The organism is Acidovorax sp. DW039 (assembly GCF_037101375.1).
Taxonomy (GTDB): Bacteria; Pseudomonadota; Gammaproteobacteria; order Burkholderiales; family Burkholderiaceae_C; genus Acidovorax.
In genome coordinates this window covers 1,327,082-1,341,729 of sequence record NZ_AP029019.1, presented here as the reverse complement: position 1 = coordinate 1,341,729, position 14,648 = coordinate 1,327,082, and the positions used below count along the sequence as shown (strand labels likewise).

Annotated in this window: 12 protein-coding genes; 8 read left to right on the top strand and 4 right to left on the bottom strand. The window is 64.7% G+C overall.

All coding sequences use genetic code 11. The features are described 5' to 3' along the window. Positions 1 to 106: 106 nt before the first annotated feature. From AACH87_RS06010 to AACH87_RS05980, 7 genes are all read left to right on the top strand, one after another. Positions 107 to 958 carry a fumarylacetoacetate hydrolase family protein gene (locus AACH87_RS06010; protein WP_338797863.1) on the top strand — a complete coding sequence of 284 codons (852 nt, stop codon included), beginning with the start codon at positions 107 to 109 and terminating at the stop codon, positions 956 to 958. Positions 959 to 974: 16 nt separating this feature from the next. Next, positions 975 to 3,071: a hydantoinase/oxoprolinase family protein gene (locus AACH87_RS06005; protein WP_338797862.1), complete on the top strand. Its 2,097-nt coding sequence runs from the start codon at positions 975 to 977 to the stop codon at positions 3,069 to 3,071. Further along, positions 3,068 to 4,873: a hydantoinase B/oxoprolinase family protein gene (locus tag AACH87_RS06000; RefSeq protein WP_338797861.1), complete on the top strand. Its 1,806-nt coding sequence runs from the start codon at positions 3,068 to 3,070 to the stop codon at positions 4,871 to 4,873. Before AACH87_RS06005 ends, AACH87_RS06000 begins: the two co-directional genes overlap by 4 nt. Positions 4,874 to 4,875: 2 nt before the next feature. Then, on the top strand, positions 4,876 to 5,253 hold the full coding sequence (locus tag AACH87_RS05995) for a hypothetical protein (RefSeq protein WP_338797860.1): 378 nt from the start codon (positions 4,876 to 4,878) through the stop codon (positions 5,251 to 5,253). 2 nt (positions 5,254 to 5,255) lie between these two features. Then, positions 5,256 to 6,353, top strand: a complete 1,098-nt coding sequence (locus AACH87_RS05990) for a GTP-binding protein (protein ID WP_338797859.1) — start codon at positions 5,256 to 5,258, stop codon at positions 6,351 to 6,353. A gap of 42 nt (positions 6,354 to 6,395) precedes the next feature. After that, positions 6,396 to 7,385: a tripartite tricarboxylate transporter substrate binding protein gene (locus AACH87_RS05985; RefSeq protein WP_338797858.1), complete on the top strand. Its 990-nt coding sequence runs from the start codon at positions 6,396 to 6,398 to the stop codon at positions 7,383 to 7,385. 158 nt (positions 7,386 to 7,543) lie between these two features. Further along, entirely contained in the window at positions 7,544 to 8,620 is a 1,077-nt protein-coding gene (locus AACH87_RS05980) for a porin (protein ID WP_338797857.1), read from the top strand. Positions 8,621 to 8,772: 152 nt separating this feature from the next. Here AACH87_RS05980 and coaD read toward each other — a convergent pair whose 3' ends face one another. From coaD to AACH87_RS05960, 4 genes are all read right to left on the bottom strand, one after another. After that, positions 8,773 to 9,273 (bottom strand): pantetheine-phosphate adenylyltransferase, encoded by a 501-nt coding sequence (gene coaD, locus AACH87_RS05975; RefSeq protein WP_338797856.1) that lies wholly within the window; start codon positions 9,271 to 9,273, stop codon positions 8,773 to 8,775. 302 nt (positions 9,274 to 9,575) lie between these two features. Beyond that, complete coding sequence (gene rsmD / locus AACH87_RS05970; RefSeq protein ID WP_338797855.1) at positions 9,576 to 10,271, bottom strand: 16S rRNA (guanine(966)-N(2))-methyltransferase RsmD; 696 nt, start codon at positions 10,269 to 10,271, stop codon at positions 9,576 to 9,578. Continuing rightward, on the bottom strand, positions 10,268 to 11,629 hold the full coding sequence (locus AACH87_RS05965) for a pitrilysin family protein (RefSeq protein WP_338797854.1): 1,362 nt from the start codon (positions 11,627 to 11,629) through the stop codon (positions 10,268 to 10,270). Before AACH87_RS05965 ends, rsmD begins: the two co-directional genes overlap by 4 nt. Before the next feature lie 26 nt (positions 11,630 to 11,655). Then, complete coding sequence (locus AACH87_RS05960) at positions 11,656 to 13,170, bottom strand: pitrilysin family protein (RefSeq protein ID WP_338797853.1); 1,515 nt, start codon at positions 13,168 to 13,170, stop codon at positions 11,656 to 11,658. 28 nt (positions 13,171 to 13,198) lie between these two features. Here AACH87_RS05960 and ftsY point away from each other — a divergent pair, with 28 nt between their 5' ends. Beyond that, on the top strand, positions 13,199 to 14,560 hold the full coding sequence (ftsY, locus tag AACH87_RS05955; RefSeq protein ID WP_338797852.1) for a signal recognition particle-docking protein FtsY: 1,362 nt from the start codon (positions 13,199 to 13,201) through the stop codon (positions 14,558 to 14,560). Positions 14,561 to 14,648 lie beyond the last annotated feature (88 nt).

The following is a 14,648-nucleotide window of genomic DNA, read 5'->3' as shown; positions in this document are numbered from 1 at the left end:
TTGTATCTATGCACATAGGCAGGGCATTTCTACAGTGTGTCCCTACCGCTGCCCGCCACCCCAAACCGGCAGGGAGCGATCCATTTTTCATTGTGAGGACACTGCCTTGAAACTTGCCACCTTCCAACACGCGGGCCGCACCCTTTACGGGGTCGTCCAGGGAGCCAACTACCTGCTGCCGTCTGACGACTTCCTGCGCAAGTACCCGGATCTGCAATCGGTACTGGCCGCCCAGGCGCTGCCCGCGCTCGCTGCCGAAACTGCTGCGGGCCAGCGCACGGTAGCTGTTGCCGACACCGTGGCCGTCCCCGTCATTCCCCAGCCGGGCAAGATCATCTGCGTGGGCCTGAACTACAAGACCCATGTGGCCGAGACCAAGCGCGCAGACAGCGAATACCCCTCCTTGTTTCTGCGCTTCAACGATTCGCTGGCCGCCCACGGCCAGGAAGTGCTGCGCCCCGCCTTCTCGGAGCGTTTTGACTGGGAAGGTGAGTTGGCCTTCGTCATCGGCAAGGGCGGCCGCCATATCTCGAAGGCCAATGCGTTCGATCACATTGCCGGGTATGCCTGCTTCAACGACATCAGCGTGCGCGACTGGCAGCGCCACACACACCAGTTCACACCGGGCAAGAACTTTCCAGGCACAGGGCCCTTCGGCCCCTACTTGGTAACGCGCGATGAAGTTCCGGATGTGACCCAGCTCACGCTGGAAACCCGACTCAATGGCGAAGTGATGCAGCACGCCAGCCTGGGCGACCTGATCTTCGACATTCCGACCGTGGTGGAGTACATCTCGCGCTTCACCCCCCTGTCGCCAGGTGACGTGATTGCCACCGGCACGCCAGGGGGCGTGGGCGATCGCCGGGAGCCACCCCGCTACATGAAACATGGCGACACGGTGGAAGTGGAGATCACCGGACTGGGCATCTTGCGCAACCGCATCGGCACCGATGCCTGACACACGGGCACAGCGTATGACAACCCCCTCCCACACATCCACCACCCGCAACCTGCGCATTGCCGTAGACATCGGCGGCACTTTCACCGACATGGCTGCGTTCGACGAGAACACCGGCCAGTTGCTGTTTGGTAAAGCCCTGTCCACCCACGGTGCCCTGGTCAACGGCATCCAGTCCACGCTGGACAGCGCAGACATTGACCTGCGCGACGGCAACCTGTTCCTGCACGGCTCCACCATCGCCATCAACACGCTGCTGGAGCGCAACGGTGCCAACACTGCGCTGCTGATCACCGAAGGCTTTCGCGACATCTATGAAATCGGGCGCGTGAACCGGCCCGATGCCTACAACCTGTTCTTCAACAAGCACCAGCCGCTGGTGAAGCGGTCGCTGCGCTTTGAGGTGGCCGAGCGCCTGCGCGCCGACGGCAGCCTGCACAAGCCGCTGGACGAAGACGCCGTGCGCGAGCTGGCCAAGGAACTCAAAGGCCAGGGCATTGAAGCCGTGGCCGTGCTGCTGCTGCACTCGTACCGCAACCCGACGCACGAGCAGCGGGTGAAGGCCATTTTGCAGGAAGAACTCCCGCACGCCTTTGTCTCCGCGTCGCACGAGCTGAGCCAGGAATACCGCGAATTCGAGCGGGTCTCCACCGTCGTGGCCAATGCCTACGTGGGTCCACGCGTGTCGCAGTACCTGGGCCAGTTGGAAACGCATCTCTCCGCCAAGGGTTTCGAGGGGGACTTCTACGTGGTGCAGTCCACGGGCGGTCTGTTCCCCATCGAGCATGCCCGGGTAGGCTGTGTGCGCATGCTGGAGTCCGGCCCCGCAGCGGGCGTAATCGGCGCGCAAGCGATCTGCGCACAGCTGGGCATGGGCGACGCCATTGCGTTTGACATGGGCGGCACCACCGCCAAGGCAGGCGTGATCAGCGAAGGCCGCCCGCTCACCACCGGCTCTGCACTCATCGGCGGCTACGAGCGCGCACTGCCCATCCAGATTCCGATGATGGACATCCACGAGGTTGGCACCGGCGGCGGCTCCATCGCCCGCGTGGAAACCGGCAACGCGCTGCGCGTGGGGCCGCAAAGTGCAGGCTCCATTCCCGGCCCGGTGGCCTATGGCCGCGGTGGCCAGGAGCCCACGGTGACGGATGCCAACCTGGTGCTAGGGCGGCTGGATGCCGACAACTTCCTGGGCGGCGAGCTCAAGCTCGACCTGGCGGGCTGCCAGCGTCAGATGGCCGAGCGCATTGCCACCCCGCTGGGGCTGGAGCCCACCGAGGCGGCCGACGGCATCCTGCGCATTGCGGTCACGCAGATGTCCCACGCCGTGAAGGCGGTGACCACCGAACGCGGGCTGGATGCAGGCAGCTTCACCATGGTGGTGTACGGCGGCGCAGGCCCGCTGCATGCGTCGGCCATTGCCCGCGAAATCGGCATCCGCAAGGTGCTGATTCCGTATGCGCCGGGCTACTTCTCGGCCTACGGCATGCTGTTTTCTGACCTGCGCTACGACTACGTGCGCTCCGTCTTCCGCAAGCTCAACGATGTGTCGTTCGACGAGATTGAAGAAGCCTACAAAAAGATGGAAGACGAAGGCCGCGCCGCGCTGGAGCAATCGGGCGTGAAGGCCGACGGTGTGGTGATTGAGCGCGCAGCCGACATGCGCTATGTGGGCCAGGAACACGCCGTGACCGTGGATCTGCCGCTGTCCTTCTTCGCAAGCCGGGACCGCTCGGCCATCAAGCAACAGTTTGATGAACTGCACAAGGTGCGCTACGGCACATCGGCGCCCAAGGAGCCTGCCGATCTGGTCAGCCTGCGCGTGACGGTGCTGGGCACCATGAAAAAGCCGCCCAAGCACCAGGTAGAAGCAGGCAGCGCAAAGCCCGAAGCCAACGCATTGCGTGCCACCAAGCCGGTGTACTTCCGCTCGGTGGGCTGGGCAGACACGCCGGTTTACAAGCGGGGTCTGCTGCGTGCAGGCAACCTGATTCCAGGCCCTGCACTGATTGAGGAACATGCCTCTACCACCGTGGTTCAGCCGGGCGACGAGTTGCGCGTGGATGAACTGGGCAATCTGCAAATCGCCATCGGGAGCGACCGCTCATGAGCACCTTCACCACACACAACGCAACGCCCACCTCTGCCGGGCCCGTGATCGACCCCGTCACCGTAGAGATCATCCGCAACGGCCTGTATGCCGTGACGGAGGAGATGAAAACCAACCTGACCCGCACGGCCTACAACCTCATCATCTACGAGGCACTGGACTTCACCGTGGGGCTGTTCACCAAGGAAGGCGACACCGTCTCCATCGGCCTGGGTTTGCCCATGTTCATTCGTGGCATGTCGGAAACCGTCAAGGCCAAGATCCGCCACTTTGGCTACGAGAACATCTTGCCCGGCGACATTCTGGTGACCAACGATGCCTACACCACCGGCAGCCACCTGAACCACTTCACCTTCACCATGCCGGTATTCCACGAGGGCAAGCTCGAGGGCTTTACCTGCTGCATGGCGCACTGGCTGGACGTGGGCGGCACACTGGGCAATGTCACCACCGACATCTTCAGCGAAGGTATCCAGATCCCCATCGTCAAGTACCAGCGTGAGGGCGTGGTCAACCAGGACCTGATCGACATCATCGCCATGAACGTGCGCCTGCCCGAGCGGGCGCTGGGCGACCTGCGCGCACAGATCACCGCCATCACCACGGGCGAGCGCCGCTATGTGGAGCTGCTGCAGCGCTATGGAGCCGATGCCGTCAATGGCTCGATTCGGCAGATCATGGATTCGTCCGAAGCGGTGGCCCGCAAGAACACGCTATCGATTCCGGATGGTGTGTACGAGGCCGAGTCGTTCATGGACGACGACGGGCTGGAGATCGGCAAGCGCATCCCGATCCGGGTGAAGGTGACGGTGCAGGGCGATGAGATGACGGTGGATCTGTCGGACGTGTCCAAGCAGGTGCGCGGCTTCTACAACTCGGGTTTCACCACGGGCATCGCATGCGCCCAGGTGGCCTACAAGTGCCTGACCACGCCCACCGACTACCCCGTCAACGATGGCAGCTTCCGCCCCCTGAAGGTGGTGATGCCCATGGGCACCGTCATCAGCGCAGAGCGGCCCTACCCCATGCGGGTGTGGATGACCTTCCCGATGACGGTGATCGACACCATCTTCAAGGCCCTGGCCCCCGCCATTCCAGACCGCTCCATCGCCGGGCACCATGCCGATCTGGTGTTTCCCAACATCCACGGCATCTCGCCCGAAGACGGCCGGTTGTTCATCGTGGGCATTGGCCCGCTGGGCGGCGGTTGGGGTGCCAAGAGCAAGGAAGACGGCGTATCGGTCACGGTCTGCATCAACGATGGGGACACGCACAACAGCCCCACCGAGCAACTTGAAGCCAAATACCCCGTGCTGGTGGAGAAGTACGAGATTCGCAAGGACTCCGCAGGCGCAGGGCAGTACCGCGGCGGACTGGGTGCAGAGATGGTGGTGCAGGCGCTGTCGCCATTCACCGTCACCACCCGCATCGACCGCGTGCACTGCAAGCCCTGGGGCCTGGAAGGCGGCGGAGATGCGATGGGCAACGGCCTGGCCGTGCGCCACAAGGGCGAATGGAAGACCGACCATGCCAACGCCAAGATCTTCAACGTGCGCCTGGAGCGGGGCGACGCGTACAAGATGCTGTCGGGCGGCGGCGGCGGCTTTGGCAATCCGCTGGACCGGGACATCGACAAGGTGGCAGAGGATGTGCGCGAAGGCTACGTAAGCGAGGAGGTTGCCAAAGAGGTCTACCGCGTGGTGCTCAATGCGCAAGGCCAGGCCGACCGGGAAGCCACCCAGCGGCTGCGCGCCAGCCTTCCTGCAGCGGCCAGCACTTCTGCCGCGTGGGCCGGCCAGTGATCGTGACCGAAGAACGCGACTGCATCGCACAGCGCACAGAGGCACTTTTGCACCTCTGGAGCGATCTGGCGATGCGCCACGTCGCCCTGGGTGGCACCTGCGGTTGCGGCGTGGGGGGCATCAGCCTGCGGCTGGAAGACTTCGAGCTGGACATCTTCGACTATCTTCAAGACGCAGGCCTGCGTTCGGGCCACGCGGCGGTCATGGCGTTTTTCACCGCCTGGGGTCCCGCCACATCGCAGCCTGAGCCCGTGCGACTGCTGCTGCAGCGGCTGAACCAGAGGGCCGTCGAGCAGGACGGCGCAGACTGGATCTTGTCGCGGCTGGAGCGCTCACTGCGCTCTTTTGCGAGCCTGCACGGTTCTCAGGCAGAGGGCTAGCAATGGCTGGGCATTTCTCCTCACTCCTGCTGGCGGATCAGGCGGCGACCATCGGCCCTCAGTCTGGTGCCAAGGTTCCCGTCACGGTGCTGACCGGCTTTCTGGGCAGTGGCAAAACCACCCTGCTCAACCGGCTGCTGCGCCAGCCAGGGCTGGACGGCACCGTCGTCATCGTCAACGAGTTTGGTGCCATCGGCATCGACCACGATCTCATCACGCACACCACCGAAAACACCGTACTGCTGGCCAACGGCTGCCTGTGCTGTGAGGTGCGCGGCGACCTGGTGGCAGCGCTGAGCGACCTTGCGCAGCACATGGGCTCCCAGCTGCAAAGGGTGCTAATCGAGACCAGCGGGCTGGCAGACCCCACGCCCATCCTCAGGGTGTTGATGGGAGACCCCGTCGTCTCCCGCCTGTTTGCGCTGCAAGGCGTTGCCTGCACCATCGACAGTGTGCTGGGCACGCAGACGCTGGCCGAGTACCCCGAATCAAGACGCCAGGCCGCAGTGGCTGATGCGCTGGTGCTCACCAAGACCGATCTGCCAGCCGCCAGCCAAGACAGCGCTGGCCAGGCCGCACTGATGGTGGAGCTGCGTCGTATCAACCCCGATGCCGCCATCGTCACCTCGCCGCAAGACCCTGTCATGGCATTGCTCGCGCTGATGCAACAACAGGCACACCGAGCGCCAGTGGAGGAAAGCGTGGCGGGGTATCGCCCACTGGCAGCCACACCGCAGGCCGAAGCAGCCCCTGCACAGCACGCCAAGGGCATCACATCGTTTGTCATCACCCGCGACACGCCTTTGCCCCTGGCGCCATTTGCCCATTGGCTGGACATGGTGGTGGCATCGCGCGGCGCAGACTTGTTACGCGTCAAAGGGTTGATTCACACCACGGACGACCCGGAACACCCCTTGCTCATCCACGGCGTGCAGCACCTGTTTACCCCTCCCGAAAGACTGCCCCGCTGGCCCTCGCAGGACACCCGAACGCGGCTTGTCTTCATCACGCGGGGAGTGGATGCGCAAGCACTGTCAGACACGCTGGACATTCTGGTCAGAAAACACGGGCGGCAGGCAATGTCTGCGCAACCCCACTGAGTTGACTTCAAGACGACATACGACAAAACCCAAGGAGACAAAATGAACAAACGCCAATGGTTCCGGGGCCTCAGCGCCATCGCTGCCGTGTGTGCATGCCCTGCCCTCATGGCACAGACCGCTCCTGCAGCATTTCCTGCCGCAGACCGCACGATTCGCATCGTTGTGCCATTTGCGGCAGGCGGTGGGGTAGACAGTGCAGCACGCCTTCTGGCAGAGCAAATGCGCAAGCAGCTGGGCGCCTCTGTCATTGTGGAAAACAAGGCTGGTGCCAGCGGCACACTGGGCGGCCGGTTCGTGCAAAGCGCACCGGCGGATGGCTACACCCTGCTGTTTTCAGCGGCAACACAGGTACACACGCGGCAGGTGATGAAAAACCCGCCCTATGACCCCCAGACCGATTTCACACCCGTGGCGCGCGTGGGCGAGGCCCCGTTGATGCTGGTCATCAGCCCCAGACAGCCGGAACAGAAGCTGTCTGAGGTGCTGAAAGCCGCCGGCGCCAAGCCCGAGGAATGGACCGCCGCGCTGCCCGCTCTTGGAGCCCCCAGCCACCTGGCGACCCTGCTGCTGGCCAAAGAAGGCAAGGTGAGCTTCACCTACGTGCCCTACAAGGGCACGCAGCCCGCGCTGGTGGACGTGGCAGGCAACCAGGTGCAGATGCTGCTCGACTCCATGGTGTCTCTGCTGCAACTGGCCAAGTCCGGCAACGTCAAGCCGATTGCCATCACCTCCAAAAAGCGCAGCCCCTTGATGCCGCAAGTGCCAACGATGAGCGAGAGCGGCTTGCCCCAGTTCTCTTACGTGTCGTGGTACGGCCTGTGGGCCCCCAAGGGCACGCCACCCCACCTCGTTGCAGCACTCAACAAAGCCGCCAACGCGGCTGTAGACGAGCTGGCGAAATCCGGCGCATTCACCGCCCTGGGCATTGATCCGGTGAATGAAACCCCCGAGCAGTTCCGCCAATACATCGCACGCGAAGTGGAACAAGGCACCGAGCTGTTGCGCAGTGCGGGCTACAAGCCCGAGTAAGAGCGACTGACACCCCCCCTGGCACCGTCGTTCCGTCTCGCCGTACCTCGCGTACTGCCTGCCATGGAACGCCTGGCCAGGAGCGCTTCGCTGGGTTGTGTTCGCCGCTCCGAACACGCCCCTGCATCACCACCAACGCAAACCAAGGAGACGACACCATGAAAACCCAAACCTTGCTCGCAGCTATCGCCAGCACACTGGTCCTGCCAGCCTTCGCGCAATCCTCCGTCACCGTCTTTGGGGTCATCGACGCCAACTACCAGCACGCCAGCCAGGGCGGCGCGTCGGTCAACCGGGTCAACGGCAACGGCGGCAACCAGATCAGCCGCCTGGGCTTTCGCGGAACCGAAGACCTGGGCGGCGGACTGTCTGCCAGCTTTGTGCTGGACATGGCGCTGAACATCGACACCGGTGCAGGCGGCCTCACCTCCACCAACAACCAGACGGCGGCAGCGGGATCGGGCATCACCTTCAACCGCCGCTCCACCGTGAGCCTGACCAGCAAAACCCTGGGCGAGCTGCGTATTGGCCGCGATTTCACTCCCACCTACTGGAACCTCACCGCCTTCGACCCCTTCGGTACGGCGGGCGCGGGTTCCGCCGCCAACATCATCCAGAGCAACCTGTCGAAAGTCTCGACCGTACAAACTGCTTTGCGTGCATCCAACTCGGTAGGCTACTTTTTGCCCCAGGGCAACGGGCTTTACGGCCAGCTGATGTATGCCATGGGCGAAAACCCCTCCAACGCCCCCAACGGCACCCGCAAAGACGGCAACTACGCAGGCCTGCGTATCGGGTACGCCGATGCCAACCTGCATGTGGCTCTGGCGCACGGGCGCACCTCACTGGCCTCTGGCGATGTCACCACCACCAACGCGGGCGCTTCCTATGCCTTCGGCCCCGTCAAGCCCATGGTGCAAGTCTTCCAGGACCGCAAGGACAACGTCGCCACCCCTAACCGCTCCTCGGGCTTCCTGGTGGGTGCGCAGTTCACCGTGGGCTCTGGCTACATCCCGGTGTCTTACTCACAAATCCACGACAACGCAGCCGTCGAACGCAAGGCGCAGCTGCTTGCCATTGGCTATGTGTACAACCTCTCCAAACGCACCGCCGTCTACACCACCTTCTCACGCATCGGCAATTCTGGCGGCGCCAGCGTGAGCGGCGGAGGCGTAACGGGCGTTGCCAACGCAGCCTGGAAGGGCACGGACATCGGCATACGGCATTCGTTCTGAGTCGCCGGAGAGAAAATGAGATGGATCACTCCATCCGAATGGCTTCCAGCGCTTACGGGACAAGCGCTGGTAGCTATCAATTCAGTAGAAGCGAACGCCAAGCCGGACAGCGAGCATGTTCGCTTCTGGCTGCAATTCGCTTTCAGCCTCGCTCACCCCGCCACCATCCCCCGCACCTTCGCTGCCAGCCGCTCTTGCACCACGGGCGACACGAACTTGTCCACCTCGCCGCCCAACACGGCAATCTCGCGCACGAAGGTGCTGCTGATGAACTGGTATTTGTCGCTGGGGGTGAGGAAGACGGTTTCCACCTGCGGCATCAGGCTGCGGTTCATGCCGGCGAGCTGGAATTCGTAGTCAAAGTCGGTCACGGCACGCAGGCCGCGCACCATGGCTTTGCCGCCGCGTGCCACCACAAAGTCGCGCAGCAGGCCTGAGAAGCTTTCGACCTGCACCTGGGGGTATTGGCGTGTGGCTTCGCGCACCATGTCGATGCGCTCTTCCAGGCTGAACAGGGTCTTTTTGTGGTGGCCTGCGGCCACGGCCACGATCACATGGCCGAAGAGCTGAGTGGCTCGGCGCACGACATCTTCATGACCCAGGGTGATGGGGTCGAAGGTTCCGGGGTAGACGGCGATCACGTTCTGGGCCATGGCGGTTTTGTCTCCTGTGGGCGGCTCGGGGGCCGCGAGCGGGCATTATGCAGTGCAGTGCAACATGAACCGAGGGGCACGGGGCGGATCACCCCTCTGTTTACACAAAAACAGACCCCAGCGCTTTATCCACAAGCGCAAGCAGCTATTAATTCAATAGCAATCCTAAATGCCTTTACATTGAACCTGCACCTTTGAACTTGAAGCATCCGTTCGGGCTGAGCTTCTCGAAATCCGGCGCGGGCTTTCAACTTCGCTCAGGGAATGGTTGAGGCACGCTTAGAACCTGTTCAACGGCCGGATCAAGAAGGCGCAACGCGGCGCAGCAGGTGCGCATGCACCGCGCCCGCCTTGAGGTAGCGGTGCACGGCCAGGCCCCAGGCGGCCAGTTCGTCGTCGGCCCAGACGCGGGGAGCTTCCAGGTACACAAATCCCTGCGCTGTCAGCGCTTGGGAGGCAGCTTGCAGGGCGGGGGTGAAGAAGTCGCTGTCAAACGGCGGGTCCAGCAGCACCAGGTCCAGGCTGCCGGATGCGGCCTGCTTGAGGGCAGCCACGCCGTCGCCGCGCTGCACGCGCACGGCGCTGGCCTGCAGGCGCTGCTGCAGGGTGTGGAGTTGCGCCACCAGCCCGGCGTCGCTTTCCACCAGCTGCACGCTGCTGGCACCGCGTGAGGCGGCCTCCAGCCCCAGCGCGCCAGTGCCTGCAAAGGCGTCCAGGCAGCGCCAGCCGCTCAGGTCTTGGCCCAGCCAGTTGAAAAGGGTTTCGCGTACACGATCAGGCGTGGGGCGCAGGCCGGGGCGCTGGGCCACTGCCAGACGGGTGCGCTTCCACAGGCCGCCAATGATGCGCACCTCGCCCGCACCTTTGAGGGCTGGGGCGGCGGGCTTGTCTTTGGCTGCGCCCTTTTTGCCAGCCGGGGCAGAGGGCATTGCGGCAGCGGCCTGGGCCTTGCGGATTTCTGCGTTGATGGCGCTGGTTTTGAGGGTAGAGCGGCTCATGGCTTGCCCCCGACCACCACGGTGACCATGCGCTCAGGCTGCAGCTTGCGGGCCATGGCGGCGCGCACATCGGCCAAGGTGAGCGCTTCCACCTTTTGCGTCCAGTGGTCCAGGTAGTCCAGAGGCAGGTTGTTCCAGGCGATGTTGGCCACGTTGCCCAGCAGCTTTTTGTTGCTGTCGATGCGCAGCGCAAAGCCACCGATCAGGTTGTCCTTGGCGGCGCGCAGCTCGGCCTCGGTGGGGCCCTCGGCCACAAAGCGCTGCACCACGTCGCGTGCCACCTTCACGGCCTGGGCGGCCTGGTCAGGCCGGGTTTGCAGGCCGATGGTGAAGGCACCGGCGTTCAGGCCACCCGCAAAGTAGCTGTAGACGCTGTAGCTCAGGCCGCGCTTTTCGCGCACTTCCTCCGTCAGGCGCGACACAAAGCCGCCGCCGCCCAAAATGTGGTTGCCCACCAGCAGGGCCAAAAAGTCCGGGTCGCGCCGCGGAAAGCCGGGCTGGCCGATGAGCACATGGGCCTGGGCGGAGGCAAAGGGGATGACCTGCTCTGCCGCAGCCTTCAAGGGCTCGACCTCCGGCACGGCGGGCAACGCAGCGCAGTCGCCCTGGCTGGCGGGCAAGCGGGCCAGCAGCTTGGCGACCAGCTCTTGCGCTTGCGCGCGGGTCACCGCCCCGACGATGCTCACGCGGGCGCGGCACGCGGCCACCATCTGGGTGTGAAAGCGCTGCATGTCCTGCACGCTGATGCGGGCCAGTGTCTCGGGCGTGGGCCGCTGGCCGTAGGGGTGGCTGCCATACACGGCGGTGGCAAAGGCGTCACCCGCCACATTGGCAGGGCGCGTGGCGGCTTCGCGCAGGCTGGCCGTCCAGCGGGCGCGGTCGCGCGCCCAGATGTCGGCAGGCCAGCTCGGCTCGGCCAGTTGGCGGGCGGCCAAGCGTGCGGCGCGGTCCAGCAGGGGCGCATCGGTGAGGGAGCGCAGCGAGTAGTGCAAAGCGTCGTTGTCCGCCCCCACTTCCAGCGATGCGCCAAGGTCGGCCCAGGCCTCGCCCAGGGCGTTTTCATCCAGCGGGGCCTCGCCGCCCTGCCCTTCCGCGCCCCCCTTGACGCCCTTGGAGGCCATCAGCGCCACGCTGCTGGCAAGTCCTGCCTGCGCGGCAGGGTCGCGGCGGCTGCCTGCGTCAAAGTCGATTTGCACATCCACCATGGGGATCACGGGGCTTTCCACCAGCCAGACTTTGGCGCCGTTGGGCTCCGTCCAGTGCTGTATGGGCAGCAGCGCCCAGGCGGGGGTGGCATAAAAAACCATTCCGGCGCACGCCAACAGAGCGCTGGAAGCTACTTTTTTGATAGCAATCATGTTGTTTTTCCAGGTTCTGGGCGGTATCAGCGGATGACGGCACCGGCGGGCAGTGCGGGGCGCTTGCGGGCACCTTCCAGCGGCTGGGGCACCAGGGTGGCCACGGTGAGCTGGTCGTCGCCAAAATACTTGGCTGCCACGGCTTTGACCTCATCCACGGTCACGGTGCGCAGCAGAGTCAGCAGGCGCTCTTCCGCATCCAGCGGAAAGCCTTGCACCCAGTTGCCGCCCAGCTCCTGGGCCTGGTTCTGTACCGAGTCGCGCTCGTACACGGTGGAGGCAATCCACTGCGTCTTGACGCGGGCCAGTTCGGCTTCGCTCACGCCCTCGCGGGCCACGCGGGCCACTTCGGCGCGCAGGGCTTCTTCCACCTGCTGGGCGGTTTTGCCCGCAGCGGGCACACCGGTCAACATGAACAGGGAGGGGCCACGGCCCGTGATCATGGCGGAGCTGCCTGCGTTGTCGGCCACGGGCTGCTCACCCTGGCTCAGGGCTCGCTCCAGCCGCGCACCGTCGTAGCCGCTGAGCACGGCAGACAGCACCAGCAGCGACAGCGCATCGCGGTCGCCCTCCTGCAGGTCTTGCACACGGGTGAGTGAGGGCACCTTGAAGGCCAGCGCCACATAGGCTTGCTCGGCCGGGGCCTTCACCACCACGCGGCGCAGGCCCTGCTGCTGCGGCTCCACGCGGGGCTTGCGCTCAGGCAGGGCACGCACGGGCAAGGTGCCGTAGTACTTTTCGGCCAGCGCGCGCACCTTGGCCACGTCCACATCGCCCGCAACGACCACCACAGCGTTGTGTGGCGAGTACCACTGGCGATGGAAGGCGCGCACATCGTTCGGTGTCATGGCGTCCAGATCGCTCATCCAGCCCACGATGGGACGGCGATAGGGCGATGCGTTGAAGGCCGTGGCAAACAGCTGCTCGGCCAGCATGGCGCGGGGCTGGTCTTCGGTGCGCAGGCGGCGCTCTTCCTTAACGACCTCGATTTCCTTTTTGAATTCGTCGTCAGGCCAGTGCATGTTGGCAAACCGGTCTGACTCCAGCCGCATCACGTCTTCCAGGCGCTGGGCCGGAATCTGCTGGTAGTAGCCGGTGTAGTCGCGGCTGGTGAAGGCGTTCTCGCGCCCCCCCAGCGCAGCCACGCGGCGCGAGAAATCGCCCGGCGGCACCGTCTTGGAGCCCTTGAACATCATGTGCTCCAGCACATGGGCCACGCCCGAGGTGCCGTCCACTTCGTCCATGGAACCCACCCGCACCCACACCATGTGCACGGCGGTGGGCGCACGGTGGTCTGGCTGCACGATGAGCTGCATGCCGTTGGCCAGCGTGAAAAGCTGGGCCCCGGCAGCATTGCTCGTCACCGCAGAAGAGCCCGCTGCAGTACCTGCAGGCACAGCCGCCGCATGGGCAGCCGGTCGCGCCGCAGCAGGGGCTGCAGCCAGAACGGTGGATGGTTCGGAACCCGGTGCAGCCACGCTGGTGGCGGCCCCGGCACTGATGCAGGCCAGCAGGCCCAGTAGGGTGAAAGCGCGTTTCATAGAATGCAGTGATTCTAAGAACCCGCCAATGTTCAGTTTTTTCAAGAAAAAGCCCGCACCCTCGCCCGCACCCGCCGATGCGGCTGCACCCGCAACCCCGTCTGCGCAGGCACCCGCCTCGGCACCAGTCGCTGCGCCCGCAGCAGAGCCTGCCCCGGCCCCTACGGGTGGATTTGGCTGGCTGCGCAATCCGTTTGGCAGCAAGGCTCCTGCTCCGTCGCCCACACCTGCGCCTGCCTCTGCGCCTTCCGTGGCTCCCGCGCCGATTCCGGCGCCCGTGGTTGCGCAGCCTGCAGCGCCCGTTGTCCAGCCGCCCGCAGCCCCGGTAGCAGCTCCATCCCCTGCACCTGCCGAGCTGCCCGCGCCCGCCGTGCCGCAGGCCGTGCAGCCACCGGTGCAGGCAGCGCCCAGCGCCACCCCACCGGTGACTCCTGCGGTGGCAGTTCAACCCCCGCCACCAGCGCCTGTTGTCGCGGTCGCCCCTGCGCCGGAGCGCAAGGGCTGGCTGGACCGGCTCAAGGCGGGCCTGCGCAAAACCGGCTCCAGCATCGCCACTGTGTTCACCGGAACGCAAATCGACGATGCGCTGTACGAAGAGCTGGAAGAGGCCCTGTTGATGGCCGACACCGGTGTGAAAGCCACCCAGCACTTGCTGACCGACCTGAAGCGCCGGGTGAAGGAGACCAAAACCACTGACCCTGCAGCCGTCAAGGGCCTGCTGGCCGATGCCCTGGCCGAACTGCTGCGCCCGTTGGAAAAGTCGCTGGTGATTGGCGAGCACACGCCCACCGTCATCATGGTGGCAGGTGTGAATGGTGCGGGCAAAACCACGTCCATCGGCAAGCTGACCAAGCACCTGGCCAACGAAGGGGCCAGCGTGCTGCTGGCTGCTGCCGACACCTTCCGCGCCGCTGCGCGGGAGCAGCTGGGCGTCTGGGCTGACCGCAACACCGTGGAAATCGTCAGCCAGGAAGGGGGCGACCCCGCCGCCGTGAGCTTTGACGCGGTGAAAGCAGGCAAAGCCCGCAACAAAGATGTGGTGCTGGTAGACACCGCAGGCCGCCTGCCCACGCAGCTGCACCTGATGGAAGAGCTGAAAAAGATCAAGCGTGTGGTGACCAAGGCCGATGAGACCGCACCGCACGAAGTGCTGCTGGTGATAGACGGCAACACCGGCCAGAACGCCCTGGCACAGGTGCGCGCTTTTGATGACGCCCTGCAACTCACCGGTCTGGTCGTGACCAAGCTGGACGGCACCGCCAAGGGCGGAGTGCTGGCCGCCATTGCACAGGAACGGCCCGTGCCGGTGTACTTCATCGGCGTGGGCGAAAAGCTGGAAGACCTGGAAACCTTCAACGCCAGAGAGTTCGCCCAGGCGCTGCTGTCCTAGGAGCCGTCTCAGGAACGTCCTGCGCAGGGCGTTCTTGGGGCATCTTCAGCGAACGCCCTGCAAAACTGCCGCCTTGGCAGCTTTACCG